Source organism: Enterobacter sp. PL_is379 (assembly GCF_055817355.1).
Genome location: NZ_JBVPGT010000026.1, coordinates 188,244 through 214,678, shown reverse-complemented (window position 1 = coordinate 214,678; position 26,435 = coordinate 188,244). Strand labels below are relative to the sequence as shown.

Here is a 26,435-nt window from a genome sequence, read left to right as displayed (position 1 = left end):
TAAACAGGAGCCGTTAAGACATGCCTAATTTCTTTATCGATCGCCCCATATTTGCGTGGGTGATCGCCATTATCATCATGCTGGCCGGGGGACTTGCGATCCTGAAGCTGCCTGTCGCGCAATATCCAACGATTGCGCCACCGGCGGTGACCATCTCCGCAACCTACCCTGGGGCTGATGCGAAAACGGTGCAGGACACCGTCACTCAGGTTATCGAACAGAACATGAACGGTATCGATAACCTGATGTACATGTCCTCAAACAGTGACTCTACCGGTACAGTTCAGATCACCCTGACCTTCCAGTCAGGTACGGATGCTGACATTGCGCAGGTTCAGGTGCAGAACAAACTGCAGCTGGCGATGCCTTTGCTGCCGCAGGAAGTACAACAGCAGGGTGTGAGCGTCGAGAAATCGTCCAGCAGCTTCCTGATGGTTGTCGGCGTTATCAACACCAACGGCACCATGACGCAGGAGGATATTTCCGACTACGTGGGTGCCAATATGAAGGACGCCATCAGCCGTACTTCCGGTGTGGGTGACGTTCAGCTGTTCGGTTCACAGTACGCGATGCGTATATGGATGGATCCGAACAAACTGAACAACTTCCAGCTGACCCCCGTTGACGTGATCAATGCGATTAAAGCTCAGAACGCCCAGGTGGCAGCCGGTCAGCTAGGCGGTACGCCGCCGGTGAAAGGCCAGCAGCTTAACGCCTCGATCATCGCACAGACCCGTCTGACCTCTGCCGATGAGTTCAGCAAAATTCTGCTGAAAGTGAATCAGGACGGTTCCCAGGTTCGCCTGCGCGACGTGGCTAAGGTCGAGCTGGGCGGTGAGAACTACGACATCATCGCGAAGTTCAACGGTAAACCGGCTTCCGGTCTGGGTATCAAACTGGCGACAGGGGCTAACGCCCTGGACACCGCCACGGCGATCCGCGCAGAGCTGAAGAAGATGGAACCGTTCTTCCCGTCAGGTCTGAAAATCGTTTACCCGTACGACACCACGCCGTTCGTCAAAATTTCGATTCACGAAGTGGTTAAAACGCTGGTAGAAGCGATCATCCTGGTGTTCCTGGTGATGTACCTGTTCCTGCAAAACTTCCGCGCGACGCTTATCCCAACGATTGCCGTGCCGGTTGTTCTGCTCGGGACCTTTGCGATCCTGTCGATATTTGGCTACTCGATAAACACCCTGACGATGTTCGGGATGGTGCTCGCCATCGGCCTGCTGGTGGATGATGCCATCGTCGTGGTAGAGAACGTCGAGCGCGTGATGGCGGAAGAAGGTCTACCGCCGAAGGAAGCGACCCGTAAATCAATGGGTCAGATCCAGGGCGCGCTGGTCGGTATCGCGATGGTGCTGTCTGCGGTATTTATCCCGATGGCTTTCTTCGGGGGCTCTACCGGTGCGATTTACCGTCAGTTCTCAATTACCATCGTTTCCGCGATGGCGCTGTCGGTGCTGGTCGCGTTGATCCTGACGCCTGCGCTGTGTGCCACCATGCTGAAGCCGATTCAGAAAGGCGGTCACGGCGAGCATAAAGGGTTCTTCGGCTGGTTTAACCGCATGTTTGACAAGAGCACGCACCACTACACCGACAGCGTGGGCAACATCCTGCGCAGCACCGGTCGTTACCTGCTGCTCTATATCATCATCGTGGTGGGGATGGCGTTCCTGTTCGTTCGTCTGCCAAGCTCGTTCCTGCCGGATGAAGACCAGGGCGTGTTCCTGACAATGGCACAGCTTCCTGCGGGTGCGTCGCAAGAGCGTACCCAGAAAGTGCTGGATGAAGTGACGGACTACTACCTCACCAAAGAGAAAGACAACGTTGAATCCGTGTTTGCGGTTAACGGCTTTGGCTTTGCGGGTCGTGGTCAGAACACAGGTATTGCCTTCGTTTCTCTGAAAGACTGGTCTGAACGTCCGGGCGAAAAGAACAAGGTTGAAGCCATCACCGGCCGTGCAATGGGCACCTTCTCACAGATTAAAGATGCGATGGTCTTCGCCTTTAACCTGCCAGCGATTGTTGAACTGGGTACCGCGACCGGCTTCGACTTCCAGCTGATTGACCAGGGCGGTCTGGGTCACGAAAAACTGACGCAGGCACGTAACCAGCTGTTTGGCGAAGTGGCTAAGCACCCTGACCTGCTGGTCGGCGTGCGTCCAAACGGCCTGGAAGATACGCCGCAGTATAAAATCGACATCGACCAGGAGAAAGCCCAGGCGCTGGGCGTATCCATCAGTGACATTAATACCACGCTGGGCGCCGCCTGGGGCGGTAGCTACGTTAACGACTTCATCGACCGTGGCCGCGTGAAGAAAGTGTACGTGATGTCAGAGGCGCAATACCGTATGTTGCCAAACGATATCAACAGCTGGTTCGTGCGCGGCAGCAATGGTCAGATGGTACCGTTCTCGGCGTTCTCAACGTCACGCTGGGAATACGGTTCGCCGCGTCTGGAACGCTATAACGGTCTGCCATCGATGGAAATCCTGGGTCAGGCCGCGCCGGGCCGAAGCACCGGTGAAGCCATGAATCTGATGGAAGAGCTGGCGAGTAAACTGCCTTCGGGTATCGGCTACGACTGGACCGGTATGTCCTATCAGGAACGTCTGTCCGGAAACCAGGCCCCTGCCCTGTACGCGATTTCACTGATCGTCGTCTTCCTGTGTCTGGCAGCGCTGTACGAGAGCTGGTCAATTCCGTTCTCCGTTATGCTGGTGGTACCGCTTGGGGTTATCGGTGCGCTGCTTGCGGCAACGTTCCGCGGACTGACCAACGACGTGTACTTCCAGGTAGGCCTGCTGACAACCATTGGCTTGTCGGCGAAGAACGCGATACTTATCGTTGAATTCGCCAAAGATCTGATGGAGAAAGAAGGTAAAGGCCTTATTGAGGCGACGCTTGAGGCTGTTCGTATGCGTCTGCGCCCAATCCTGATGACATCACTGGCGTTTATCCTCGGCGTACTGCCGCTGGTTATCAGTTCCGGTGCTGGCTCCGGTGCGCAGAACGCGGTCGGTACAGGCGTTATGGGTGGTATGGTTACCGCAACCGTACTCGCTATCTTCTTCGTACCGGTGTTCTTCGTGGTGGTTCGCCGCCGCTTCAGCCGGAAGAATGAGGATATTGAACACACGCATTCGGTAGAACCTCACTGATACCGGTTTCACATGATAAAAAGGCCGCATTAGCGGCCTTTTTCATTTTCAGAAAAAATCATAAATTACGCTTATTGTGGTTCTATTTATTTTCTGCCATCTTAAATAGACATATCATAATTAACTGATAACTTAATCGGTGAATTCAGGATTTTTTTAATTTCATTTCTCCGCTTAAGTTATTAGGAATATTCCTAATAAGAAGTTCTTACAAAGATAAGTCTGAATCTGAACTTTTCTCATCATTTTGCTAAGCCGATGAAACGTAAGGAAGCGATAAAGCACCCTCGTTAATTTGGATAAAAAGTTGAGTCCGGGATGACCATTTGCGTACTTGCTCGCATGTCTGCGGTTTTATTTGTAATTTTTCGTAATCGCGCGATGAAATCCAGGAAGGAGTGGCTTATAGTTAGGTTATCAGGAACACAGCACTCATGTAGCTAAGTCAGTTGTATCCATCCCGACAATGATGTTCGGTGAGTAAGAAATCACTCAGAAGGGGATGCGCTATGGACGAGTACTCGCCAAAAAGGCATGATATCGCGCAGTTGAAATTTCTCTGCGAATCCTTGTACCATGACTGCCTTGCCAACCTTGATGAAAGCAACCATGGCTGGGTAAACGACCCAACGTCTGCTATCAATTTACAGTTGAATGAGCTGATAGAGCATATCGCAACCTTCGCACTTAATTATAAAATTAAGTACAATGAAGATAATAAGCTCATTGAGCAAATTGATGAATACCTGGACGACACCTTTATGTTGTTCAGCAGTTACGGCATTAACGCCCAGGATTTGCAAAAATGGCGTAAATCGGGGAACCGGCTATTCCGCTGTTTCGTCAACGTGAGCAGAGCTAACCCGGTTAGTCTTTCCTGTTAAAATTATTACAATTACTAAGGTGAATTTATGTCTGATAAACCACTCACAAAAGTCGATTATTTGATGCGCTTACGACGTTGTCAGTCAATTGACACGCTTGAGCGCGTCATTGAAAAGAATAAATACGAGCTTTCGGATAATGAGCTGGCGGTATTTTATTCAGCCGCTGACCATCGTCTTGCCGAGCTGACAATGAATAAGCTGTATGACAAAATCCCTACTTCTGTGTGGAAATTTGTCCGTTAATCTTTGAAGGGTGTCTGTAGAGTTCTACGCCTCGTTCTCAGTTTTTACCTATCCCGTTATACTCCCTGTGCCCAGGCCAGGTCTCCGTGTAAAACGTGTTTTTCAGCAGCAATGTTGTGACGCCAGTCACATCGGCTTTTCGGGAACGTTCCCCTCCTGGCCTGTTCAGATTACCCTGCGGTAATCACATCCAGCGAGGTTTCCAATGAGCTTAGAAAAACAGAAGATGATTGCCGGTGAACATTATCGTCCCGGCGATGAGACGTTACGGGCCGACCGACTGCGAGCCCGCCATCTGGTCTATCGCTATAACCACACCGCACCTGATGAAAAAACAGAACGCCAGAACATTCTGGCGGAACTTCTGGGACAAAGCGAAGGCGCTTATATAGAACCGAGCTTCCGCTGCGACTATGGATATAACATTTATCTGGGCAAAAACTTTTACGCTAACTTCGACTGTGTAATGCTGGATGTCTGCCCTGTTCATATTGGCGATAACTGCATGCTCGCGCCGGGTGTTCATATTTATACGGCAACCCACCCGCTGGATGCGGAGGAACGCAATAGCGGCGTGGAGTTTGGAAAACCTGTCAGCATTGGCGATAACGTCTGGATTGGTGGCCGGGCGGTCATTAACCCTGGCGTCACCATTGGTGATAATGTCGTGGTGGCCTCCGGCGCCGTCGTGACGAAAGACGTCCCGGCTAACGTCGTCGTTGGCGGCAACCCGGCCAAAATCATTAAAACGCTGTGAGGTTACGGGGAGCCAACTGTTATGGTCTTTTAGCGCCAGACTGTTACTTTTTTCAGCCTGATGGCTCCCCTAAAATTGGCAGACACCCTGTATTGTCAACTCTCATGAAGGCAAAAAATGACCGAGATACAGCGCCTGCTTACCGCCACCATCGACGATCTTAACCTCCGCGAAAAGCGCGACAATCGCCCACGCTTTAGCATTAGCTTTATTCGCAAACATCCTGGACTGTTTGTCGCCATGTATGCCGCCTGGCTGGCGACGCTTATTGTAATGCTGACATCCGAAACGCTGGTGGACTCCGTCTGGCTGCTGGTTGTACTGTTTGTCGTCTTTAACGCCTTTTTCTTTTTCGACGTGAATCCGCGCTACCGTTACGAAGATATCGACGTGCTCGATTTCCGGGTCTGCTACAACGGCGAATGGTACAACACGCGTTTCGTGCCAGCGGAACTGATCGAAAACATCCTGCATTCTCCGGCGGTTGAAGCCGGGCAAAAAGAGAAACTGCAGAAAATGGTCTCCACCAAAGGACAGCTCTCTTTCTATGATGTCTTTAGCCTTTCCCGCCCCGCTGCTGCGTGATGAGCGCCTGCAGACGTCGGATCCCCGAGGCAAACTGAGAAGCAGAGGTATTGCCGTAACCTAAAACCAGACCGGTTTGCCCCAGCTTCGCCTCCAGGTAGTACCCGCTCAGTGCAGCGGGTGCCAGTTGAAACGCCCTCGCCTGCTCCACCAGTTTCTGGTCATCAATATTGTCTATCGCCAGCGTCAGATGCATCCCGCCTTCACCGGCCAGAATACGGTGCGGCGCATGAAGCTCTGCGCCCAGCACCTCCCGCAGTTGGCGATAGCGTTTACGGTAGAGCCGACGCATGGCGGCAAGATGGCGAGCGTAATGACCGTCCTCAATGAACAGCGCCAGCGTGCGCTGTTCGGCACGGTGCCCACCGCGCAACAGCGAGCCGATGGCCGGGCGAGCCGCTTTCGCCAGCGCTGGCGGTAACACCATAAATCCCATCCGGAGCGACGGAAACAGCGTTTTACTGAACGTCCCCAGATACACAACGGGCGCATTGTTGACCATTCCCAGCATCGCCGGTACGGGCTCACCGGCATAACGGAACTCGCTGTCGTAATCATCTTCAATGATCCACGCGTTGTGCTGCCCGGCCAGTTCCAGCAGCGCCAGCCGCCGCCGCGCGCTGAGCACGCTCCCGTAAGGGAACTGGTGCGAAGGTGAGGTAAAAATCAGTGAGGGTGCAGGCGCATCCAGCCCTTCCCAGCACATTCCCTCGTCATCAACCGGTATTCCCGTCATTGCCAGGCCTGTTTTAACAAACGCGCTTTTTGCCCCGCTATAGCCGGGGTTTTCTACCCAGGCGATATCCCCCGGCTCGCTCAACAGCATCGTGCACAGGTTGACGCCTTCAAGCGCACCTTCGGTTATCACAATCTGGCTGGCGTCGCAGTCAATGCCGCGGGACAGGGCAAGATGTCGGGCAATCGCGGCCCGCAGCGACGGCTCGCCGGCCGGGTCGCCATACCCTAGCAGAGCATTTCCCTCCTCCCGCATCACGCGATCGTACAGTCGCCGCCACAGCGGCAGCGGAAAATAGTTGATGGCCGGCGTGCCTGGGGTAAACGCCAGAACAGGCGTGTCCCGGGGCACTGGCGCAGGTAGCAGCCCGACCCGTTTTGCGAGCGTGATGGCAGGGTCCGGCATTGTCCGGGTGACGGAACGGTGAGCTAACTGTGCCACCCGCGTTCCCTGGCGATTACGCTGCAAATACCCTTCGAGAGTGAGCTGGTCCAGCGCCGCATTGACGGTATTCCGGGAAAGGGAGAGCTGCTGGGCAAGCGTTCGCGAACCGGAAAGCTGGCTGCCGGATCGTAGCCTTCCGCACAGTATGGCCTCCCGCAGAGCAAGGTAGAGCGTACGCTGGAGCGTCTCTTCCCCGCGTGTTTTCAGGGCTGCATGGAGCAAGGTATAAAATTCATCACCCGGTATATTCATCTCGCCTCCTCGTGGAACCATCAAAACATAGCGCAGTGGTTCTTTTTAAGGAACCAGCAATTCACTAGTCTGAAGTTCTTTTCAACGTCACGGAAATTAAGATGAAGACATTCAATCAGTTCGGACAGCCGGTGGGCGAAGCGCTTACCGACTGGCAACCCCGTCAGCACCCGTCCCGGGTGGTCCTTCAGGGTCACTATTGTCGGCTTGAGCCGCTGCGCGTGGGGCATGCCCAGGCGCTGTTCTCTGCGTATTCCCTGGCCGAAGATACCCGCAGCTGGACGTGGCTACTGCGTGAACCCGATGCCACCGCAGAGGAGTTTGCCGAATGGGTGGCGAGCGTAAGTGAGTTATCCGATCCCATCCACTTTACCGTGATGGATAACCGGACTCAGTCCCCCGTTGGAACGCTGTCCCTGATGCGGATCGATCCTAAAAACGGGGTCGTGGAAGTGGGGCACGTTCACTTCTCTCCCCTGTTAAGCCGCACGCCCATGTCGACAGAGGCGCAATATCTGCTGATGCGGTATGTGTTCGATACCCTGGGCTACCGGCGTTATGAGTGGAAGTGCAATAGCCTGAACGAACCTTCCCGCAAGGCCGCCCTGCGCCTGGGTTTTCAGTTTGAGGGGCGCTTTCGCCAGGCGCTGGTGATAAAAGGCCACAACCGGGATACCGACTGGTTTTCGATTCTCGATAAAGAGTGGCCGACGCTGGCGAACGCCTTTGAACGCTGGCTTGCCACCGACAATTTTACTGCCGATGGCAAACAGAAAAGATCCCTGGAAAGCTGGCGAGAAACGCGCGTCTAGCGTCTTTTTTTACGTCCCTGAACCGCCTTAAAGCGCGGATTGGATTTGCAAATCACGTACAAGCGTCCCTTGCGTTTGACTATCTGGCAATCCGGGTGACGCTGCTTTGCACTGCGTAATGAGTTAAGTACCTGCATGGTTAGCCCCGCTTCGCATTGAGAAAGCCGCCAAAACGCTTGCGGAAGCGCGCTGCGCTACCGTCCGTGGAGAACGTTTTCTGCTTACCGGTATAAAACGGGTGCGATTTTGAAGAAACCTCGATGGTGATATACGGATATGTTTCACCGTCGAGTTCAATTTCGCGGTCGGTCTTAATGGTTGAGCCAACCTTGAAGTATTCATTCGCGCTGGTGTCGTGGAAGACCACGGTGCGATAGGCTGGATGGATATTGGGTTTCATCGTCAATCCTTTATGTTTTGTTATAACATAACAAAATAATATCCAGGACAGGTTCTAAAAACAACCCCTTCCTTCTGACGATATTTTCTGGTTTACCTGAGATAAAATGAAAACCAGGCCAGCCACGTGCTATAACTATATCATTTCGCGGTAAAATCTTTCTCTTCAGGCAGGGAACTCAGTGCTCAGGAACGGGTATACGAGGAAGGACACGACAGCATGAAAACCCGACATCTGGTCAGTCTGGTGACTGGCGTACTCATCTTTTCCGTGCTGGTCCCCATTTGCCTGAGCATCTGGCTGGCCCATCGCCAGGCGGAAGATAAATTTGTCGATGCGCTGGAAAACTATGCCTCACGCGTGCTGATACGCACCGACAAGGTCGTGGATCAGGCGAAAGAAGCGCTTAATCATCTGCAGGCCTTTGAGGGCGTGCCGTGCAGCCCGTTGCAGTTAAGGGAGATGCGACGGGTCGCTTTCTCGTGGCGATACGTTCAGGAAGTGATTTATATCGACAACCTCAGGCCGCTCTGCTCCTCTCTTGAGCAAACCAGCCATGCCGCCCCTTTCCCCCCGCCGATGCGCATTACCGAAGACGGTTACAGCGCATGGCTGACCACGCAAAACGATCTTGGGTTTCATCGCTACATGGCGGTGCTGGGGCAAGGTCATTACCTTGTCCTGGTCGATCCGGCCTCACTGGTGGATGTCATCCCTTTCGGCGAGATAGCGATTGATGCAGCCCTTGTTGGAAGCACAACACACCGTATCTTCGCCAGCAGCAATACACTCGATCCGCATATCCGTGACATGATCAAAGGTCAGGAGATGACCAGCATACAGTACGACGGTTCAATGTACGTTATGAAGCCTGTACCTGAACTGGGATTTACCGTTGTCGCATGGGCTACGCTCAAACCGCTGGCGGAAACCTGGCACCGGCAGCTGCTTTTATGGCTCCCCTTCGGCGTCCTGATAAGCCTGCTTGCCGCGCTCTTTGTCCTGCGGATACTGCGTCGCATTCAGTCGCCGCGCAACCGCCTGCTTGACGCCATTAACAGCCGCGATTTTGTGGTTCACTATCAGCCCATCGTGGCGCTGTGTAGCGGAAAAATTGTCGGCGCAGAAGCGCTGACGCGCTGGCCGCAGCCGGACGGAAGCAGCCTCTCGCCTGATATTTTTATTCCTCTTGCCGAGCAAACCGGGCTTATCTCCCAGCTGACGCAGCTCGTTATCGAAAAAGTGTTCGAGGATATGGGCAACTGGCTGCACCTTCACCCCGATCAGCATATCTCCATCAACCTCGCGCCCGCCGATTTAATCTCCGGCACGCTGCCGCCGCTGCTGAGTCACTTGCTGAACAAATGGAAGGTCCACCCGAGCCAAATCGCCCTTGAGGTCACCGAGCGCGGCTTTGCCGATCCAAAAATCAGCGCGCCGGCTATCGCCGCATTCCGTCGTTCGGGGCACCCTGTCTATATAGATGATTTTGGTACGGGCTATTCCAGCCTGAGCTATCTGCAGGATCTGGATGTCGACACGCTAAAAATTGATAAATCGTTCGTGGATGCGCTGGAGTACAAAAACGTGACGCCGCACATTATTGAAATGGCGAAGTCGCTGCAGCTGGCGATGGTTGCGGAAGGCGTCGAGACCGCCGGGCAGCTCGCCTGGCTGCACCAGCACGGCGTGCAGTACGGACAGGGCTGGTACTACAGCAAAGCGCTGCCGAAAATGGAATTTATCCTTTGGGCAGAGAATAACCTCGGCACGCACGCTACTTAAGATAGGATTTGATCACCTGCAGCACCACGCCAAGATCGGCTTCACGCTGCGCTTCTTCAGGTTCTTTCACCACATGATCGGTTAAATGCCCTTCGATCACCTGCATCATCATGCCGTTGACCGCCCCGCGGATCGCCGCCAGCTGCTGTAACACCTCGGCGCATTCGTGATCGCTGTTCAGCATTTTCTCCAGGGCGTTGCTCTGCCCCTGAATTTTCTTCAGCCGAGTCAGTAACATTTTCTTGTCGCGAACGGTATGTGACATCTCTCTATCCCTTATTTTTGGCTTTTAAAGCATAACACGCTCTACTCCCCCTGAGTATTTTTCTACTGGGGGGTAGTATTAGACTACTGGGGGGGAGTAGTATTTGCAGACATTTTCCACGCCGGAATCCCCCATGACCGATTTTGCTTCACTCCTGCAGCAGGGTAATGCCTGGCTGTTTGTTCCCAGCGCTATCCTGCTTGGCGCGCTGCATGGCCTGGAACCGGGCCACTCAAAGACCATGATGGCCGCTTTTATCGTGGCCATCCGCGGCACGCTGAAACAGGCGGTACTGCTAGGCCTGGCGGCCACGCTCTCCCATACGGCGGTGGTTTGGCTCGTTGCTATGGCGGGATTATGGTTTGGTCGGGGCTGGGATGCGCATACGTCCGAACCCTGGTTCCAGCTGATCTCCGGGGTGTTGATCGTTGCGATCGCCCTGTGGATGGCGTGGCGAACCTGGAAAGAGAGCCAGCCACACGATCATCACCATCACCATCACGATCATCACCACCATGACCATCATCATGATCATCACCACCACGAACACCCGCTGGTTGAAGAGGAGTGGCAGGATGCCCACCAGCGCGCGCACGCGCAGGATATTAACCGCCGCTTCAGCGGTCAAAACGTCACCACCGGACAGATCGTCATGTTCGGCCTGACCGGCGGGCTTATCCCCTGCCCGGCCTCCATCACCGTTTTGCTGATCTGCCTGCAGCTGAAGCATTTTGCCCTCGGCGCAACGCTGGTATTCAGCTTCAGTATTGGTCTGGCGCTAACGCTGGTCGCTTCCGGCGCGATTGCCGCCTTAAGCCTCAAACATGCGACAAAACGCTGGCCCGGATTTAGCGAATTTTCCCGTAAAGCGCCGTGGATCTCCGCAGCGCTGATTACCGCGGTAGGGATTTATATGAGCCTGCACGGTCTGAGCGGCATTCTGAGGTAAGCGTGCGGCCACGCCCTGTGGCCGCCTCTCCTGGTCAGTTAAGGATTTTGCTGCCAGCTAAAGGTGTAGCGAAGCTGGCGTTTCTGCAGAATGAATTCCGGTGAAACGCTGGGGCTCCAGGAATCGTCGCCGCCCACGCCCATATGGAACGCATCGAGGTTGAGCCAGCACCCCGGCTCTTCCCGCAGCAAATGGTGATGGGTTGTCTCCCGCAGCTGCTGCTGGCTGTAGCGGCTCACCGAGAAATGGAACCTGCCATTCAGCTGATGCGTTCCCAGCACAAGTTCACGGGTATCGCAGCGCAAACCATTTTCCGTCGGGAAGATATACGGCGTGTGCATCTCCGCCAGGGGTAATGTCCAGCGCCCCTGCTGCGCCGCCAGCTTTCTGTCCGGGTAGTTTTCATGCGGCCCCAGCCCCAGCCAGGAAACATTTTCCGGCGTTTCGGCGAGATGAACGCTCAGGCCAATCCGTGCAGGTTCCGGAATATCAGACGCCATATCGACCTGAATATCGCCGTGCAGATCGCCCCGATCGTCCACCCGCCAGACTTTACGGCTCAGGAACAGCGTTTTGCCATGATACTCCCCGATGTGGAGGGTGGTGACCACGACTTCGCCCGCATGCTGCTCTGCCTCACAGCGCAAAACGCGTAAAGTGAGATCGTACATGCCCGCCGCTTTCCAGCGTTCAACCCAGGCATTCGGATCGATCTGCGTCGCTTCACTCACGCCAATGTCGTTGTCCAGCGGCGCACGGCTGACGTTATCCGTCAGAGGTGAAAGCAGCGTTTCAACGCCATTTCGCCACCATTGGGTCAGGTTTCCGGATGCGCGATCGAACTGCCAGCGCTGTTGACCATGCGCGATCTCCAGGATGCGATCGCTTTGCGTTAACACCGGAGGCTCGCCCGCCGGGACTGGCGGAGCAATAAAGAGTGGAGCGGGAAGCGGCCACTGATCCCACGCGCAGCGGTGGTCTGCCGGTGACCACGGCGTTGCCCGCGGCTGGCGTACTTCAACATTCAGCCAGACTTCCCCCGGCTCGGCTTTCAATTCTGGCAGAGCGATCTCCAGACGCTGAGCGCCTCCAGGGGCTATCGCCAGCGTCACCTCGCCCGAAGCCAGCACCTCCCCGTCCCGGGCAACAGTCCAGCTCAGCACTTCGTTATCGGTGTGGCGGAACAGGTAGCCGCTTTGCACCTCAATCACCAGCGGAGAGGTGCTAACCCGCGTAAAGGTAAAGAACTGCTGGGCGCGCTGCGCCTCGTACAGCGCCGGGTGCGGCGTGCGATCGGGGAACACCAGCCCGTTAAGACAGAACTGTCGATCGTTCGGCTTATCGCCAAAATCCCCGCCGTATGCCCAGAACGTATTGCCCTCTTCATCTTTCTTCGTCAGAGCCTGATCGACCCAGTCCCAGACAAATCCCCCCTGCAACCGAGGGTGGCTGCGAAACGCCTGCCAGTATTTCGCGAACCCGCCGAAGCTGTTCCCCATCGCGTGGGCGTATTCGCAGAGGATCAGCGGACGCGTTTCATCCGGCATGCCGATCCATTTTTTGATTGACCATTTAGGCACTGCCGGGAAGGGCTGATCCTGATCGACCCGGGCATACATCGGACAGACAATATCCGTCGCCGCCGTGTTCGCGCCGCCGCCTTCATACTGCACCGGACGCGTCGGATCCGTGGATTTCATCCAGCGATACAGCGCGTCGTGGTTTGCACCGTGCCCGGACTCATTGCCCAGCGACCAGATGATAATTGAGGGATGATTACGATCGCGCTGCACCATACGGGTCACGCGCTCGCTCATAGCAGGCAGCCAGCGCGGATCGTCAGCGAGGCGGCTCATCGGCACCATGCCGTGGGTTTCGATGTTGGCTTCGTCAACAACGTACAGCCCATAGCGATCGCAAAGCCGGTACCACAGCGGATGGTTCGGGTAGTGCGAGCAGCGCACGGCGTTGAAGTTGTGCTGCTTCATGATCTCGATATCGCGACGCATCGTCGCTTCGTCCATCACCTGGCCGTTTTCCGGATGATGCTCGTGCCGGTTAACCCCGCGGATCAGCAGCGGTTTTCCGTTGAGCTTCAGCAGGCCGTTGCTGATGTCAACCCGGCGGAAGCCGACATCGCACGCTTCCGTCTCCAGCACGCTGCCCTGCGCATCCAAAAGCACAATCGTCAGGCGATAGAGTTCCGGGGTTTCCGCACTCCATAACGCGGGGGCTGTAACCGGGATCGCCGCCGTTAACCGCTCGGCCCAGTTGCCGCGTTCATCCACAATGGCAGAGCCTGACCGTTGGGTGGTGCCGCCACAGCGTTCACCGTTGCGCCATAGCGTTATCGCCACGTCGCACTCCGCGTAGTCAGCGCCTGTCAGCGAAACCTCGACTTTCAGCGTCGCGCGGTCCAGCTCCGCATTCAGATCGGTGACCACATGATAATCCGCAATGTGCGTCTCCGGCTTATGCAGCAAGGAAACATCGCGGAAAATGCCGCTCATGCGCCACATGTCCTGATCTTCCAGATAGCTGCCGTCGCACCAGCGCAAGACCATGACCGCCAGGCGGTTCTGCCCGGGGCGTAATGCCGCCGAGAGGTCAAATTCGGCGGGCAATCGACTGTCCTGGGAATAGCCTATCCACTGCCCGTTGCACCACAGATGGAACGCCGAGTTCACGCCATCAAAAATAATTCGGGTTTGCCCGCTCTGCAGCCAGGCGTCATCCACATCGAATGTGAGCGAGTAACAACCGGTCGGGTTTTCCTGCGGCACAAAAGGCGGGTTGACGGGGATCGGGTAGGTGACATTGGTATAGATGGGCGTGTCGAACCCCTGCATCTGCCAGTTAGACGGCACGGGCATCGCAATGGCATCCGCGCAATCTTCTGTTACCCATGCCTTAGGAACCTGCTCCGGCGCTGAAAAGTAGCTAAACCGCCAGATCCCGTTGAGGGAGCGCCTGCTGAGGGAACCAGCGTCATCTCTGGCAGAAGATTCATTACGCCAGCTGTGCAACGGCGCGTGTGCGGCCAGACGGTTCCACTGGGTAACGCCGGGGTTTTCCCAGTCCCGACGGGCCAGGATGTCGCTGAGGGTCAGCGAAGATGTATGAGACATATCAACCTCTTTGCGAAGCGCTCACAATTTTGGTTAACATGCCCTGGCACTCTGCGACGGTAAAGCGCCCAATCGCAGGGTAGCGAGTCCGATCACAAAGTTTTATTTGCGGGCAAGCTGCTCGGCCAGGAGTGCCAGACTTCTGAGCTGCTGCGCCAGATCCTCGCGTTCGGCCTGCTGCGTCGCGCGGCGCGCGGTGGAATGACGGGTAACCAGCGTTACCGGCAGTTGAACCTGCCAGCACGTCTCGCCTTCGGTGGGGGCCAGCAGCCACTCCACGCTGCGCTCGCCCGCCTCGCGAAACGCCTGGCGAATGGTCGTCAGCGGCGGAGAAAACCAGGCGCTGTCAGCCGTATCGTCGAACCCAACCACCGATATCTGGCCCGGAACCGCTACCCCTTTTTCCGCGCAGGCGCGCATCACCCCGAGCGCCATTTGATCGTTCGCCACCAGAATGGCATCCGGCAATGCGCTACCTGACAGCAGCACATGCCCTTTCTCATAACCGCTGGCCGCGCTCCAGTCACCGCAGGCCACCGCAGCGGCTTCAAGCCCCGCGCGGGCCAGAGCCGCTTTCCATCCTGCCAGACGCGCCCGTGCAGAGACCGAGCTCTCCGGTCCGCTCAGCAGTGCAATGCGCTGATGTCCCAGAGAAAGCAGATGCTCAACGCCCAGATGCGCCCCCTGCTCTGCGTCAAACACGAGGCTGTGTACCTGCGCTGAGGGGGATACATCGAGGAACAGCACCGGAACAGGCGACGCCAGCGCCCTGAGCGCCTCGGCGTCAGGATCGTCGAGCGGCACATTTACCAGCAGCGCCTCCACCCGCTGTGCCAGCAGCGCCTGAAGCGCGGCCTGACACTGCTGCGGCTGCTCCACCATGGACATAAGGACACTCGCCCCCTGTTCCGCTGCGCGGGATTTTACCGCCGACACGATTTGCGAGGGCGCATGCAGGGCCAGATCGGTGGTGATGAGTCCCAGCGTGCGGGTGCGTTTACCCGCCAGCTGCTGTGCCCGCAGGTTAGGAACGTAGTGCAGCTCCGCCATCGCCTGCTGCACCTTTTCCCGCGTGCGGGCAGAGACATGCTCCGCGTCGTTAATGACGCGAGAGACGGTCTGATAAGAAACCCCCGCAAGGAGGGCGACATCATAGAGAGTGATCGCTTTCATGCATTGTGGCATCGCGTGAGTCGTGGCCCATTATTGTGGCACAGCGACGCCGTTAAAACATGTGAGCGCTTCGCAAAATTAGACAACCCGCTCCGGCTGCACGATTTCAGCAACGCGCGGCTTCTGGCGGAACCAGGGCAGACAGAGCTGGATAAGTGGGCCAATGGTCAGGGCATACAGTACGGTTCCCACCCCAAACGTGCCGCCAAGCACGCACCCAATCAGCAGGACGGACACCTCAATGGAGGTGCGCACGCTGCGAATGGACCACCCCAGCCGGGCATGAATGCCGGTCATCAGGCCGTCGCGTGGGCCAGGACCAAAACCTGCGCCAATATACATGCTGGTCGCAATCGCGTTCATCACGATACCCGACACCAGGAAAGCGATGCGAACCGGTAACGAATCCAGTTCCGGAATAAGCGCCATGCTGGCGTCCGCCGCCAGACCGATACAAATCACGTTGCTGATGGTGCCCAGGCCCGGCATCTGGCGCAGGGGGATCCACAGCAGCAGCACCGCAGCGCCGGTCACAATGATCACCGTCCCGATCGTCATCCCCAGCTGCATCCCCACCCCAAGGTGAAAAACATCCCAGGGATCGACACCCAAATCGGAACGAATAAACATTGCGGTGGAAAGGCCATACAGTCCTAAACCGACATAGAGTTGTAGCAGACGACGTACCATTTTTATCTTCTCCAGTGAACCAGGCTTTCATCCTGACCTAAAATGGCACTATGATTAATGTCCAGTTTTCAAATAGTGGACTGCATATGTCATCACGTCGCTTCGGAAGCCAGTCTCTGGTACGCCTTTTAGGCCACTGGCAGCAAGCCTCATCCCGTACCCCGCTCTGGCGACAGCTGGCCGACGCGCTGCGTCTGTTAATCCTTGATGGACGTCTGGCGCTGAATACACGGCTACCGGGCGAGCGTGAGCTGGCCTCCGCGTTGGACGTGAGCCGGACCACCATCAGCAGCGCCCTCGCCCATCTGCGCGAGGAGGGTTATCTTGAAAGCCGCCACGGCAGCGGGTCACGCGTGCTCCTCCCGGATACGCGCGCCGTTCCCACCCTTTCAGCGGCAAGTGCCGCACTGGATCTTTCCACTGCTGCCCTCAATGCCGGGCCGGAGATCCATCAGGCTTATGCCCATGCGCTCACGGCCATTACGCAGCATCTCTCGCTGACGGGCTACGATCAGCTTGGGCAGCCCACGCTGCGGGAGGCCATCGCTGCGCGCTATACCGCGCGGGGTCTTCCCACCCGCGCAGACGAAGTGATGGTGGTCAATGGCGCCGTCAGCGGCTTTGCGCTGGTGCTGCGGATGATGACCGGGCCGGGGGATCGCGTCGTGGTCGATCACCCCACCTATCCGCTGGCGATTGCCGCCATTCAGGGTGCGCAGTGTCGGCCCGTGGGGGTGTCGCTGCCGGAAACCGGCTGGGATACGGATGGCTTCGCGGCAACGCTTGCCCAGACGGCGCCTCGCCTGGCGTATCTGATGCCAGATTTTCATAACCCCACCGGGCGCTGTATGGATATCGCGACCCGTCGGGCCATCACGGATATTGCTGCCCAAACCCGCACGGCGCTGGTGGTGGATGAAACGATGGTGGATCTCTGGTTTGACGCGCCTCCCCCGCCACCGCTGGCCGCTTTTAACCCGCAGGCCACCGTCATCACCTTAGGTTCTGCCGGAAAAAGCTTCTGGGGAGGGCTGCGCCTTGGCTGGATCCGCGCCTCCTCGCGCACGATCGCCACGCTTGCCCAGACGCGGGATACTCTGGATTTAGGCTCGCCGCTGCTGGAACAGCTGGCGATGCTGTGGCTCATTAACAACAGCGAGACGTTTCTGCCCGCGCGCCGGAAGATGCTGGCGGAACGACGCGATCGATGCGGTGAACTGTTGCGCGAACATTTCCCGGACTGGAAATTCCATGAAGCGGAAGGCGGGCTCTCTTACTGGATTGAGCTGCCAGGCATGCTGGCGACACAGCTTGCCGCGCGGGCTGAGATTCTGGGGATCAATCTGGGAACCGGTACGCGGTTTGGTTTATCTGGCGCATTTGATCGCTATTTACGGATGCCCTTCTCGCTCGAATCGACAGAGCTTGAACAGGCGTTGCTGAGGATCAAACCGCTATGGCTCGCCCTGAATAAAAACGTGCCATCGTTAAAACGCAGCGTGATCTAATATTAAAAATTTTGAAGCAGATCATAAAAAATAAAAACTGCTGACTGTCACGGATACAGTCAGCAGTTTTCACTAGTCAGGAGTTAATGCTGAGCAGGAATAGGAAAACCCTTCAGTGAAATAACGAAGTTTTCACCGTCTTTCTTTATTTTTGCGCCGGTATCACACCAGTCAGACGCAATACGAAAGAACTCATCACTTCCGACATTCCAGCCAAGACGTACATGCTTCACGTAGCCTGAACGCAACAGATCGCAGGCCTCTTTGTAGTCACTGGCAGTTGACAGTTGTTGTTTCATTTTCTCTTCTTCAGAAGTTTGCGTAGAGCTTTGATTTCTTTAGGAGTAAAAGGAGAAACACTCTCTTCTTCCGTGTGCTGATTATCAATATCCTCTTCCGATACTCCCGCCTCTTCTACTGCTTCGAACGCCAGCAGCAGCAGTTTCTCTGTCGTCACGCTTAAATTCTCGTTATTCACTTCCGCATAGTGGCGAAGTCTTTCTTTCAGCGCATCATCAATCTTAACGTTTAATACCGCTGTAGCCATGTTTGTCACTTCCCTTCGGAATAAGTACTTTATTTAATACACGAAGTTAACAATCTTATCCAGATATATATTTTTTTGAGTTATGGAAGAAAATAACCATCCAATTATAAAATGACAGTCTATTATTACAGGTTTATGACAATAATATTTCAGCGGGATGAAATATATATTACACAATATAGGCATAATATTATTGCGGGATAGCGGTTTAAAGGGAGAGGTGAAGCAGGAAGATCTTATGAGGGCAGAAATGGGTGGGGGCCCTGCCAGCTACATCCCGGCACACACGTCGTCTGCCCTGGCTGCTTCCTTCCGGACCTGACCTGGTGAACAGAGTAGCGTTGCGGGAGAACCAACAGAGCCCCCATTGAGAGCGTTGATAACCAACGCGCTGGCGCATTATCCCTGTGCGAGGGCCCAATTGCAAGCCGCCAGGAACCGGATGCTGGTTTCTTGCGCAAACAGGCGCAGCAATCATGAAGATCCTGGTTTACCATAGCTTTCCAGAAACTCCCCACAGGTGAAGGTATGGACGAACACGACTCCTTTCCACAGCGCGTATGGCAAATCGTGGCCTCAATCCCGGAAGGCTATGTCACCACCTATGGTGATGTCGCACGCCTGGCCGGTTCACCGCGCGCGGCGCGACAGGTTGGAGGCGTCCTGAAACGGCTGCCGGAAGGCAGTACGTTGCCCTGGCATCGGGTGGTGAATCGTCATGGCGTCATCTCACTCACCGGGCCGGATCTCCAGCGTCAGCGTCAGGCGTTACTTTCAGAGGGGGTGCAGGTGTCAGGGTCGGGTCAGATCGATTTGCAGAAATTTCGCTGGGAATATTGACCCCTCTCCCGGAGGAGAGGGGCAATGCAGATATTACATCTGAGTCGGTGGGGTTGGCAGGGACGGCTGATTGGTCTGCGGCGCGACCGGCACTTCGGTCTGTTGCACCGGCACCAGGTTCAGGTCGATTTTTGTCCCACCGTTGTTGATCGCTTCCTGGACCGTATCGGTAATGAAGACCAGCTTACCGTTGATGGTTACCGCTGCGCTCAGCAGGATACGGGCGTTAGGCTGCACGTCCGACGGGTTATACGGCAACACGAAGCTAAACGGCGCCTGCTTGCCTTCAGTACGAACGGCACGCTGAGCCACGACTTTCGACGGTGCGTCGGCCAGGGAAGCATCAGACAGCGTCACGGTTAATACCGCATCCGGCGGCAGCGCAACTCTCTGTTTAATCCAGATGGTACCGGAAACGTTAGGCTGCTGAATGGATTGCTGCGAAAGGGTATTAATCCCGTTCGGGTCTGCTGCTGGCACTGGCACCTGGGCGCTCTTACCGGCACAGGCGGACAACGCCACCGCAATAGCTACACCACTTAGCATGGGCACGAGTTTCATTGAAGTCTCCTTATCAATGCACCAGCGGGATCGATCCCATCCGATGTCGTTTCAATCACATAACGTAGTTAAGTGTGGCACAACTCACTGATTAATGCCTGAAATCATCCTGATATTCAGATTATTCTACCCATCGGACCACTTTCATTTCTGCGTTATACTCAGCCTATCTTTCGCTACGGCGTTTATTGAGGACAACTATGAGTCAGGCACTGAACAATCTGCTGACATTACTGAACCTGGAAAAAATTGAGGAAGGACTCTTTCGCGGACAGAGCGAAGATTTAGGTTTACGCCAGGTCTTCGGGGGGCAAGTCGTCGGACAAGCTCTGTACGCAGCAAAGGAGACTGTCCCGGCAGACCGTCTGGTGCATTCGTTCCACAGCTACTTCTTACGCCCTGGCGATAGCGCGAAACCCATCGTGTATGACGTTGAAGTTCTGCGAGACGGCAACAGCTTCAGCGCGCGCCGCGTCGCGGCCATTCAGAACGGTAAGCCGATCTTTTACATGACCGCCTCTTTCCAGGCGCCAGAGCCGGGTTATGAGCATCAGAAAGTCATGCCCCCTGCCCCCTCGCCGGACGATCTCAAATCGGAGACGGATATCGCTCGTGCGCTGGCGCATCTGCTTCCGCCTCAGGTCAAAGAAAAGTTTCTCTGCGATAAACCGCTGGAGATCCGCCCGGTTGAGTTCCATAACCCGATGAAGGGCCACACCGCCGAGCCAAAGCGCCAGGTGTGGATCCGGGCTAACGGCACCGTGCCGGAAGATTTCCGAGTGCATCAGTATCTGCTGGGCTACGCGTCTGATTTCAACTTCCTGCCGGTGGCGCTGCAGCCGCACGGCGTCGGCTTCCTCGAAAAAGGGATGCAGGTCGCGACGATCGATCACTCGATGTGGTTCCACCGTCCCTTCAACATGAATGAGTGGCTGCTCTACAGCGTGGAGAGTACGTCGGCGTCGAGCGCTCGCGGGTTTGTGCGTGGGGAGTTTTATACCCAGGACGGCGTGCTGGTCGCTTCAACGGTGCAGGAAGGGGTAATGCGTAATCGCGGATGATTATGTGCGGCCTGATGCCCTCACCCTGACCCTCTCCCACGGGGAGAGGGAATACACACTAAAAACGGCAACCTGAGGTTGCCGTTTTGCTTTTACCTTGTGCGGCCTGATGCCCTCACCCTGGCCCTCTCCCACGGGGAGAGGGAACAAACACTAAAAACGGCAACCTCAGGTTGCCGTTTTGCTGTTTATTACGCGTTATACGCATTCTCGCCGTGGCTGTTGACGTCCAGACCTTCGCGTTCCTGCTCTTCAGGGACACGCAGACCGACGGTCATGTCCGCCAGTTTGTAGCCAATGAAAGCGACAACGGCAGACCACACCACGGTGATAGCAATACTTTCCAGCTGCACCAGTACCTGATGAACCATAGTGACGCCTTCAGCGTAGCCCACACCACCCAGCGATTTCGCCGTGAAGATACCGGTCATGATACAGCCGACGATACCGCACACGCCGTGCACGCCAAACACATCGCATGGGTCGTCAACGCGCAGCAGACGTTTCAGTGCAGTCACGCCCCACAGACCCGCCAGACCGGACACCAGGCCGACCAGCAGCGCACCGCCCACACCGACATAACCACATGCTGGGGTGATGCCAACCAGACCGGCGATGGCACCCGAACAGGCGCCCAGCAGAGAAGGTTTACCGCGTACCGCCCACTCGCCAAATACCCAGGAGAGGATTGCACCCGCCGTGGCCACAACGGTGTTCACGAAGGCCAGCGCGGCGATTTCGTTTGCTGCACTCGCTGAGCCGGCGTTGAAGCCAAACCAGCCAAAGTAGAGGATAGCCGTACCGGTAAAGACCATCGGCAGGTTGTGCGGTTTAAACGCTTCTTTACCGAAGCCCACGCGTTTGCCAATCAGGTAGGCACCCACCAGACCCGCTACCGCGGCGTTGATGTGAACAACGGTACCGCCCGCGAAGTCCAGCGCACCGTGCGTTGCCAGCAGACCGCCACCCCAGACCATGTGCGCAATCGGCACATAGGAGAGCGTCAGCCAGACCACCACGAAGATCAGAACGGCAGAGAAACGAATACGCTCGGCCAGCGCGCCCACAATCAGCCCGACGGTAATACAGGCGAAGGAGCCCTGGAACGCCACGTGAATATACTGATAGAAGCTGCCCATCAGCGCGGTCAGCTCAATATTTTTCAGCATCACCCAGTCGAAGTTACCAAAGAACGCGTTGCCCGTGCCGAACGCCAGCGAGTAACCGTAAACCACCCACAGCACGCAGACCAGTGCGAACGTCACGGCAACCTGCGTCAGCATGGAGAGAACGTTTTTGCCACGGATCAGGCCGCCGTAGAACAGCGCAATGCCCGGAATGGACATGAACAGCACCAGCGCGGTGCTGATCATCATAAAGGCGTTATCGGCTTTGTCGACCACCGCAGGGGTAGCAGCCAGCGCCAGGCCCGGCAGCAGTGCCAGCGAACCCAGACCCGTTTTAAGTGTTGCTATCTTCATTTTCTCGATCCCTATCACTGTGTGCCAGGCGTTAATTACAGAGCCGCTTCGTCAGATTCGCCGGTACGAATGCGAATGACGCGCTGCAGTTCGGCAACGAAAATTTTGCCGTCGCCAATTTTGCCGGTGTAGGCCGCTTTGCTAATGACATCAATGACTTCATCAAGCTGATCGTCAGCAATCGCGACATCAATTTTTACTTTTGGCAGAAAGTTAACGCTGTATTCCGCCCCGCGATAAAGCTCGGCATGACCCTTCTGACGACCAAAGCCTTTCACTTCGGTGACAGTCAGTCCCTGAATACCCATTGAAGACAATGCTTCGCGCACGTCTTCGAGTTTGAATGGTTTGATTACAACCGTAACCAGCTTCATAGATCCCCTCCAGTCAGAATTCGGTAATGGCCGCAGCTTACGCAGAAGGTATTGCAAGGGGTGTGCCAGAAATGAAAACGAAGGGGAACAACGGTGTGATGAGCGTTACACGGTTCTGTTAAACGCCCGGGTGAAAAAAAACGCACCATGCCGGTGCAGGGTGCGTTTCAGTTTTGCACCAACAGGAATGACTGTTAGCGCGCCGCCTCATTTTAGTGCATCAGGCGCTAAGCGACTCTTCATCACGCACGCTGGCGGCCAGCTCTTCGCCCGCCAGCTGCAGCTGGTACATCTGCCAGTAGCGCCCTTTTGCTTCCAGCAGCTCGCGGTGCGTACCGCGTTCAACGGCCTGTCCGCGATGCAGCACCAGAATGGTATCCGCATCGACGACGGTGGAAAGGCGGTGGGCAATCACCACCAGCGTCGTATGGTCGCGTACGGCGGCCAGCGCCTGCTGAATCGCCTGCTCGGTACCGGAATCTATGCTGGCCGTGGCTTCGTCAAGAATCAGCACCTGCGGCGTTTCAATCAGGACGCGCGCCAGCGCCAGGAGCTGTTTTTGCCCCACGGAGAGATTGTTGCCCTGCTCGCCCAGCTTCGTGTTGATCCCGTCGCTGAACCCGCGCGCCAGCTCTGCCAGCTGCACCGTTTCCAGTACCGCCCAAACCTGTGCCTCTGAATAGTCCCGCCCCAGGGTTACGTTGGCAAAGAAGGTATCGGCCAGTACGACCGGATCCTGCTGCACCATCGCAACGCCTTTGCGTAACACCGTGTGGCTAAGAGACGCGAGCGGGCGCCCGTCGAGGCGGATTTCGCCTTGCGTGACCGGGTAGTAGCCCATCAACAGGCTGGCGAGCGTGCTTTTACCGCTGCCGGTATGACCCACCAGCGCGACGAAACCGCGCGACGGAACGTCAAGCGTGATGTCCTGCAACACCAGACGGTCTTCACGATAGGCAAACGAGACGTTATCAAAGGCGATTGCCCCGCTTTGCAGAGGTCGCTCATCATTGCCGTAGGCCTGACGCGGCCTGTCCATCAGCTCAAAGACGCGCTCACCGGCGACGACCGCCTGTTGCAGCATCGATTGCTGCGTAGTGAGCTCGATCAGCGGCTCGTTGAGGCGTCCCAGATAGCTAATAAAAGCGTACAGCACGCCCACCTCAATCGTACCGTTTGAGCTCAGGCCAAAGAGCATCAGCAGCCCACACAGCACCAGCGCCGAGAACAGGCTCAGCAGCGGTCGCAGCAGGAAACCGTCCAGGCGCAGCGTCTGCATACGCGCCATATAGTGCGAACGGCTGGCTTCGCCCATGCGTTCGCCAAAGCGCGCCTGCTGGCGGAACTGCTGGATGACGCTCATGCCGTTGATCACTTCGTTGAAGCCATCATTGATGTCGGCCAGGTAAGCGCGCACCCGACGCACAATCGGCGTGCTGTAGCGCTGGTAAATCACCATAACAATCAGCACCGCCGGGAAGATGGTGATCGCCACCAGCGCCATGCGCCAGTCGAGGCTGAACATCGCCACCAGCATCGCGCCAATCAGCGCCGCGCTGCGTAATACCGTCGCGACCACGGTGACGTACAGATCGCGGATCACCTCGGTATCGTTGGTCACGCGCGAAATCACCTGCCCGACCGGCTGGATATCAAACTCGCTGAGCGGCTGGCGAAGCGCCGCGTCCATGACATCGGTACGCAGCTGCTGAACGACGCCCACGGCGGCCCGGTTAAACAGCAGCGACTGAGCATAGTGCAATCCTGCCGCCGTCAGCTGTAAGCCGACGTAGGCCACGCCTAAACCCGCCACCAGACCCAGCGGTAGATAGCTTTTGGCGACCATGTTGTCGATAAAATAGCTGATGAGCAGCGGACCGCTCACCTCGGCAATTGCCGCAATCCAGAGCAAAAGCACGGCCACCGAGAGCGGTTTACGCCACGGTGAGCCGTAGGCCAGCAGACGTTTAAGCGTCGGCCACATTGTTCCGAGCTTACGCATTGGCGGCCTCCTCATCCTGCTCCGGCGCATCGTCCAGCGCCGCTTCAAGCTGTTGATAGCGGTACATATCGCGATACCAGCCCGGCTGCTCGGCCAGCGTTTCATGCTGCCCGCGCTGGGCAATGTGCCCGTGTTGTAAGACCAGAATTTCGCTGGCTTCGGTGAGCGCTGACAAACGGTGGGCGCTGATAATCACCGTGCGTCCGTCGCCCCACTGGCGCAGGTTATGCAGGATTTCGTGCTCGGTACGGCCATCCACGGCGGAGAGCGCATCGTCCAGGATCAGGATTTCCGCATTCAGCAGCAGCGCGCGGGCAATGGAGATACGCTGTTTTTGCCCGCCGGACAGCATGACGCCGCGTTCCCCGACTTCCGTTTCGTAGCCCTGCGGCAGACGCAAAATATCCTCATGCACACTGGCCAAACGCGCCACATGTTCAATCTCTTCCTGCGTCGCCGACGGACGTCCAAGGGCAATGTTGTTCGCCACGGTGTCCGAAAATAAAAACGGCGTCTGGCTGACGACCGCCAGGCGACCACGCCACTCATCCAGCAGTAGCCTGGTCAGGGGAATATCGTGGAAGCGGATATCACCCTCGGTGACGTCAAAGTGGCGCTGGAGCAGCGACAGCACGGTACTTTTGCCGGATCCCGTCGGGCCGCAGATGCCCAGCATCTGGCCCGGCTGTAGGGTAAAGCTGACGTTCTCCAGTACCGGATTCTCCGTATGCGGATAGATAAACTGCCGGACGTCGACGGTCATGACGCCGCGCCCTTCCGGTACCGCGTCGCTGCCGTCAACGACCACAGGCGCTTCGGCCAGCATGGCGCGAATGCGGCTATAGGCGGCGCTGCCGCGCTCCACGATGTTAAACATCCAGGCCAGCGCCAGCATCGGCCAGATCATGAGCCCCAGATACATCGCAAAGCTGGTTAATTGCCCCAGGGTCAACGTGCCCTGCACCACCATCCAGCTGCCGCCGCCAATCGCCAAAAGGTTAGCCATGCCAATCGCGATATAGATCGTCGGGTCGAAGCGGGCGTCAATACGCGCAACGCGCATGTTTTTCGCTCCCGTGTCCGCCGCATCGGCCGCAAACAGCGCAGATTGCCGGTCTTCCAGGCCAAACGCTTTGATCATGCGAATGCTGGTCATGCTCTCCTGGGTGCGATCGTTCAGAGACGAAAACGCCGCCTGCGCCAGCTTAAAGCGCTCGTGCAGCTGTTCACCATAGCGATTGATCGCCAGCGCCATGATCGGCATCGGCAGAAGAGCGAGCAGGGTCAACTGCCAGCTGATCTGCGTGGACATCACGATCAGCACCGCGCAGCCCATCACCAACGAGTCCACCAGCGTCAGCACCCCTTCCCCGGCGGCAAAGACCACGCGGTCGACGTCGTTAGTGGCGCGCGCGATAAGATCCCCGGTGCGGTGGCGCAGATAGAATTCGGGATGCTGTCGGCTCAGCTGGTGATAAAAATCTTCGCGCAGCTCAACGGCCAGCTGATAGGACGCACCAAACAGCAGCACGCGCCAGACGTAGCGCAGCAGATAAACAATGACCGCCGTCAGCACCAGCGTGCCAACCCACATCAACACCCGTGCGGTGGTGTAATGCTGTTCGGTGACGCCATCCACGACGTAGCCCACCACTTTCGGCGGGATCAGCTGCAGGATGGCAATGATAATAAGCAGGGCGACTGCACCGAGGTAGCGTTGCCACTCCCGACGAAAGTACCAGCTTAATTGGGCAAATAATCGCACGCGGTTTGTTCCTGAAGGTATTT

Annotated in this window: 25 protein-coding genes and 1 other RNA gene; 11 read left to right on the top strand and 15 right to left on the bottom strand. The window is 56.5% G+C overall.

What is annotated here, in order from left to right:
- The first annotated feature begins 20 nt into the window (after positions 1 to 20).
- From acrB to AC0TOY_RS08960, 5 genes are all read left to right on the top strand, one after another.
- On the top strand, positions 21 to 3,167 hold the full coding sequence (acrB, locus tag AC0TOY_RS08980; RefSeq protein ID WP_024906846.1) for a multidrug efflux RND transporter permease subunit AcrB: 3,147 nt from the start codon (positions 21 to 23) through the stop codon (positions 3,165 to 3,167).
- A gap of 509 nt (positions 3,168 to 3,676) precedes the next feature.
- Entirely contained in the window at positions 3,677 to 4,051 is a 375-nt protein-coding gene (gene tomB / locus AC0TOY_RS08975) for an Hha toxicity modulator TomB (protein ID WP_008499288.1), read from the top strand.
- Positions 4,052 to 4,078: 27 nt separating this feature from the next.
- Positions 4,079 to 4,297: an HHA domain-containing protein gene (locus tag AC0TOY_RS08970; protein WP_010428174.1), complete on the top strand. Its 219-nt coding sequence runs from the start codon at positions 4,079 to 4,081 to the stop codon at positions 4,295 to 4,297.
- A gap of 205 nt (positions 4,298 to 4,502) precedes the next feature.
- Complete coding sequence (gene maa, locus AC0TOY_RS08965) at positions 4,503 to 5,054, top strand: maltose O-acetyltransferase (protein ID WP_090417995.1); 552 nt, start codon at positions 4,503 to 4,505, stop codon at positions 5,052 to 5,054.
- A 117-nt stretch (positions 5,055 to 5,171) separates the two neighbouring features.
- Positions 5,172 to 5,639, top strand: coding sequence for a YlaC family protein (locus AC0TOY_RS08960; RefSeq protein ID WP_024906844.1), 468 nt, complete (start codon positions 5,172 to 5,174; stop codon positions 5,637 to 5,639).
- Here AC0TOY_RS08960 and pdxR read toward each other — a convergent pair.
- A complete protein-coding gene (gene pdxR / locus AC0TOY_RS08955; protein WP_473721734.1) occupies positions 5,611 to 7,071 on the bottom strand; it encodes a MocR-like pyridoxine biosynthesis transcription factor PdxR in 1,461 nt (486 codons plus the stop codon). The two genes, AC0TOY_RS08960 and pdxR, sit on opposite strands and share 29 nt — an antisense overlap.
- Positions 7,072 to 7,172: 101 nt before the next feature.
- On the opposite strand from pdxR, the gene AC0TOY_RS08950 reads away from it, so the two are divergent.
- Complete coding sequence (locus AC0TOY_RS08950) at positions 7,173 to 7,883, top strand: GNAT family N-acetyltransferase (RefSeq protein WP_208763566.1); 711 nt, start codon at positions 7,173 to 7,175, stop codon at positions 7,881 to 7,883.
- Here the strand turns inward: AC0TOY_RS08950 and ykgO are convergent.
- Together ykgO and AC0TOY_RS08940 are read right to left on the bottom strand one after the other, a co-directional pair.
- Entirely contained in the window at positions 7,880 to 8,020 is a 141-nt protein-coding gene (gene ykgO, locus AC0TOY_RS08945; protein ID WP_003859006.1) for a type B 50S ribosomal protein L36, read from the bottom strand. The genes AC0TOY_RS08950 and ykgO overlap by 4 nt on opposite strands.
- A 2-nt stretch (positions 8,021 to 8,022) precedes the next feature.
- Complete coding sequence (locus tag AC0TOY_RS08940; protein ID WP_006176933.1) at positions 8,023 to 8,283, bottom strand: type B 50S ribosomal protein L31; 261 nt, start codon at positions 8,281 to 8,283, stop codon at positions 8,023 to 8,025.
- A 219-nt stretch (positions 8,284 to 8,502) separates the two neighbouring features.
- Between AC0TOY_RS08940 and AC0TOY_RS08935 the strand changes: the two genes are divergently transcribed.
- Entirely contained in the window at positions 8,503 to 10,068 is a 1,566-nt protein-coding gene (locus tag AC0TOY_RS08935; RefSeq protein WP_473721733.1) for an EAL domain-containing protein, read from the top strand.
- Here AC0TOY_RS08935 and AC0TOY_RS08930 read toward each other — a convergent pair.
- Complete coding sequence (locus AC0TOY_RS08930) at positions 10,061 to 10,333, bottom strand: metal/formaldehyde-sensitive transcriptional repressor (protein ID WP_024906840.1); 273 nt, start codon at positions 10,331 to 10,333, stop codon at positions 10,061 to 10,063. The two genes, AC0TOY_RS08935 and AC0TOY_RS08930, sit on opposite strands and share 8 nt — an antisense overlap.
- 133 nt (positions 10,334 to 10,466) lie before the next feature.
- Here AC0TOY_RS08930 and AC0TOY_RS08925 point away from each other — a divergent pair, with 133 nt between their 5' ends.
- Positions 10,467 to 11,282, top strand: coding sequence for a nickel/cobalt efflux protein RcnA (locus tag AC0TOY_RS08925; RefSeq protein ID WP_061715862.1), 816 nt, complete (start codon positions 10,467 to 10,469; stop codon positions 11,280 to 11,282).
- A gap of 38 nt (positions 11,283 to 11,320) precedes the next feature.
- On the opposite strand, the gene AC0TOY_RS08920 is transcribed toward AC0TOY_RS08925, so the two are convergent.
- The 3 genes from AC0TOY_RS08920 to yczE form a co-directional block, all read right to left on the bottom strand.
- Positions 11,321 to 14,410, bottom strand: a complete 3,090-nt coding sequence (locus tag AC0TOY_RS08920) for a beta-galactosidase (RefSeq protein WP_473721732.1) — start codon at positions 14,408 to 14,410, stop codon at positions 11,321 to 11,323.
- Between the two features lie 102 nt (positions 14,411 to 14,512).
- The gene (locus AC0TOY_RS08915) at positions 14,513 to 15,583 is read right to left on the bottom strand and encodes a LacI family DNA-binding transcriptional regulator (RefSeq protein ID WP_473721731.1); all 1,071 of its coding nucleotides are present in this window, start codon (positions 15,581 to 15,583) and stop codon (positions 14,513 to 14,515) included.
- A gap of 78 nt (positions 15,584 to 15,661) precedes the next feature.
- Positions 15,662 to 16,273: a membrane protein YczE gene (yczE, locus tag AC0TOY_RS08910; protein WP_032646175.1), complete on the bottom strand. Its 612-nt coding sequence runs from the start codon at positions 16,271 to 16,273 to the stop codon at positions 15,662 to 15,664.
- Positions 16,274 to 16,359: 86 nt separating this feature from the next.
- Between yczE and yczR the strand changes: the two genes are divergently transcribed.
- Entirely contained in the window at positions 16,360 to 17,781 is a 1,422-nt protein-coding gene (gene yczR, locus AC0TOY_RS08905; RefSeq protein ID WP_473721730.1) for a MocR-like transcription factor YczR, read from the top strand.
- Positions 17,782 to 17,864: 83 nt separating this feature from the next.
- On the opposite strand, the gene AC0TOY_RS08900 is transcribed toward yczR, so the two are convergent.
- The 3 genes from AC0TOY_RS08900 to ffs all read right to left on the bottom strand — a co-directional run bounded on the left by AC0TOY_RS08900 (position 17,865) and on the right by ffs (position 18,686).
- Positions 17,865 to 18,080 carry a hypothetical protein gene (locus AC0TOY_RS08900; RefSeq protein WP_008503298.1) on the bottom strand — a complete coding sequence of 72 codons (216 nt, stop codon included), beginning with the start codon at positions 18,078 to 18,080 and terminating at the stop codon, positions 17,865 to 17,867.
- Entirely contained in the window at positions 18,077 to 18,328 is a 252-nt protein-coding gene (locus tag AC0TOY_RS08895; RefSeq protein ID WP_023310587.1) for a hypothetical protein, read from the bottom strand. The genes AC0TOY_RS08900 and AC0TOY_RS08895 overlap by 4 nt, the downstream gene beginning before the upstream one ends.
- A 261-nt stretch (positions 18,329 to 18,589) precedes the next feature.
- An RNA gene (gene ffs, locus AC0TOY_RS08890) (signal recognition particle sRNA small type) lies at positions 18,590 to 18,686 on the bottom strand.
- Between the two features lie 170 nt (positions 18,687 to 18,856).
- Between ffs and AC0TOY_RS08885 the strand changes: the two genes are divergently transcribed.
- On the top strand, positions 18,857 to 19,168 hold the full coding sequence (locus tag AC0TOY_RS08885; protein WP_024906834.1) for an MGMT family protein: 312 nt from the start codon (positions 18,857 to 18,859) through the stop codon (positions 19,166 to 19,168).
- A 33-nt stretch (positions 19,169 to 19,201) separates the two neighbouring features.
- Here the strand turns inward: AC0TOY_RS08885 and AC0TOY_RS08880 are convergent, their stop codons facing one another.
- Positions 19,202 to 19,729 carry a YbaY family lipoprotein gene (locus AC0TOY_RS08880; RefSeq protein ID WP_024906833.1) on the bottom strand — a complete coding sequence of 176 codons (528 nt, stop codon included), beginning with the start codon at positions 19,727 to 19,729 and terminating at the stop codon, positions 19,202 to 19,204.
- 200 nt (positions 19,730 to 19,929) lie between these two features.
- Here AC0TOY_RS08880 and tesB point away from each other — a divergent pair, with 200 nt between their 5' ends.
- A complete protein-coding gene (gene tesB / locus AC0TOY_RS08875; protein ID WP_023293157.1) occupies positions 19,930 to 20,790 on the top strand; it encodes an acyl-CoA thioesterase II in 861 nt (286 codons plus the stop codon).
- 191 nt (positions 20,791 to 20,981) lie between these two features.
- Here tesB and amtB read toward each other — a convergent pair whose 3' ends face one another.
- The 4 genes from amtB to AC0TOY_RS08855 form a co-directional block, all read right to left on the bottom strand.
- A complete protein-coding gene (gene amtB, locus AC0TOY_RS08870; RefSeq protein WP_473721729.1) occupies positions 20,982 to 22,271 on the bottom strand; it encodes an ammonium transporter AmtB in 1,290 nt (429 codons plus the stop codon).
- 35 nt (positions 22,272 to 22,306) lie between these two features.
- The gene (gene glnK / locus AC0TOY_RS08865; RefSeq protein ID WP_008503304.1) at positions 22,307 to 22,645 is read right to left on the bottom strand and encodes a P-II family nitrogen regulator; all 339 of its coding nucleotides are present in this window, start codon (positions 22,643 to 22,645) and stop codon (positions 22,307 to 22,309) included.
- 220 nt (positions 22,646 to 22,865) lie between these two features.
- Complete coding sequence (locus AC0TOY_RS08860; protein WP_473721728.1) at positions 22,866 to 24,647, bottom strand: SmdB family multidrug efflux ABC transporter permease/ATP-binding protein; 1,782 nt, start codon at positions 24,645 to 24,647, stop codon at positions 22,866 to 22,868.
- Positions 24,640 to 26,412, bottom strand: coding sequence for a SmdA family multidrug ABC transporter permease/ATP-binding protein (locus tag AC0TOY_RS08855; protein ID WP_473721727.1), 1,773 nt, complete (start codon positions 26,410 to 26,412; stop codon positions 24,640 to 24,642). The genes AC0TOY_RS08860 and AC0TOY_RS08855 overlap by 8 nt, the downstream gene beginning before the upstream one ends.
- Positions 26,413 to 26,435 lie beyond the last annotated feature (23 nt).

Coding starts and splice junctions, on each gene's coding strand:
- acrB (WP_024906846.1), top strand. CDS start 21: ATGCCTAATTTCTTTATCGATCGCCCCATATTTGCGTGGGTGATCGCC.
- tomB (WP_008499288.1), top strand. CDS start 3,677: ATGGACGAGTACTCGCCAAAAAGGCATGATATCGCGCAGTTGAAATTT.
- AC0TOY_RS08970 (WP_010428174.1), top strand. CDS start 4,079: ATGTCTGATAAACCACTCACAAAAGTCGATTATTTGATGCGCTTACGA.
- maa (WP_090417995.1), top strand. CDS start 4,503: ATGAGCTTAGAAAAACAGAAGATGATTGCCGGTGAACATTATCGTCCC.
- AC0TOY_RS08960 (WP_024906844.1), top strand. CDS start 5,172: ATGACCGAGATACAGCGCCTGCTTACCGCCACCATCGACGATCTTAAC.
- pdxR (WP_473721734.1), bottom strand. CDS start 7,071: ATGAATATACCGGGTGATGAATTTTATACCTTGCTCCATGCAGCCCTG.
- AC0TOY_RS08950 (WP_208763566.1), top strand. CDS start 7,173: ATGAAGACATTCAATCAGTTCGGACAGCCGGTGGGCGAAGCGCTTACC.
- ykgO (WP_003859006.1), bottom strand. CDS start 8,020: ATGCAGGTACTTAACTCATTACGCAGTGCAAAGCAGCGTCACCCGGAT.
- AC0TOY_RS08940 (WP_006176933.1), bottom strand. CDS start 8,283: ATGAAACCCAATATCCATCCAGCCTATCGCACCGTGGTCTTCCACGAC.
- AC0TOY_RS08935 (WP_473721733.1), top strand. CDS start 8,503: ATGAAAACCCGACATCTGGTCAGTCTGGTGACTGGCGTACTCATCTTT.
- AC0TOY_RS08930 (WP_024906840.1), bottom strand. CDS start 10,333: ATGTCACATACCGTTCGCGACAAGAAAATGTTACTGACTCGGCTGAAG.
- AC0TOY_RS08925 (WP_061715862.1), top strand. CDS start 10,467: ATGACCGATTTTGCTTCACTCCTGCAGCAGGGTAATGCCTGGCTGTTT.
- AC0TOY_RS08920 (WP_473721732.1), bottom strand. CDS start 14,410: ATGTCTCATACATCTTCGCTGACCCTCAGCGACATCCTGGCCCGTCGG.
- AC0TOY_RS08915 (WP_473721731.1), bottom strand. CDS start 15,583: ATGAAAGCGATCACTCTCTATGATGTCGCCCTCCTTGCGGGGGTTTCT.
- yczE (WP_032646175.1), bottom strand. CDS start 16,273: ATGGTACGTCGTCTGCTACAACTCTATGTCGGTTTAGGACTGTATGGC.
- yczR (WP_473721730.1), top strand. CDS start 16,360: ATGTCATCACGTCGCTTCGGAAGCCAGTCTCTGGTACGCCTTTTAGGC.
- AC0TOY_RS08900 (WP_008503298.1), bottom strand. CDS start 18,080: ATGAAACAACAACTGTCAACTGCCAGTGACTACAAAGAGGCCTGCGAT.
- AC0TOY_RS08895 (WP_023310587.1), bottom strand. CDS start 18,328: ATGGCTACAGCGGTATTAAACGTTAAGATTGATGATGCGCTGAAAGAA.
- AC0TOY_RS08885 (WP_024906834.1), top strand. CDS start 18,857: ATGGACGAACACGACTCCTTTCCACAGCGCGTATGGCAAATCGTGGCC.
- AC0TOY_RS08880 (WP_024906833.1), bottom strand. CDS start 19,729: ATGAAACTCGTGCCCATGCTAAGTGGTGTAGCTATTGCGGTGGCGTTG.
- tesB (WP_023293157.1), top strand. CDS start 19,930: ATGAGTCAGGCACTGAACAATCTGCTGACATTACTGAACCTGGAAAAA.
- amtB (WP_473721729.1), bottom strand. CDS start 22,271: ATGAAGATAGCAACACTTAAAACGGGTCTGGGTTCGCTGGCACTGCTG.
- glnK (WP_008503304.1), bottom strand. CDS start 22,645: ATGAAGCTGGTTACGGTTGTAATCAAACCATTCAAACTCGAAGACGTG.
- AC0TOY_RS08860 (WP_473721728.1), bottom strand. CDS start 24,647: ATGCGTAAGCTCGGAACAATGTGGCCGACGCTTAAACGTCTGCTGGCC.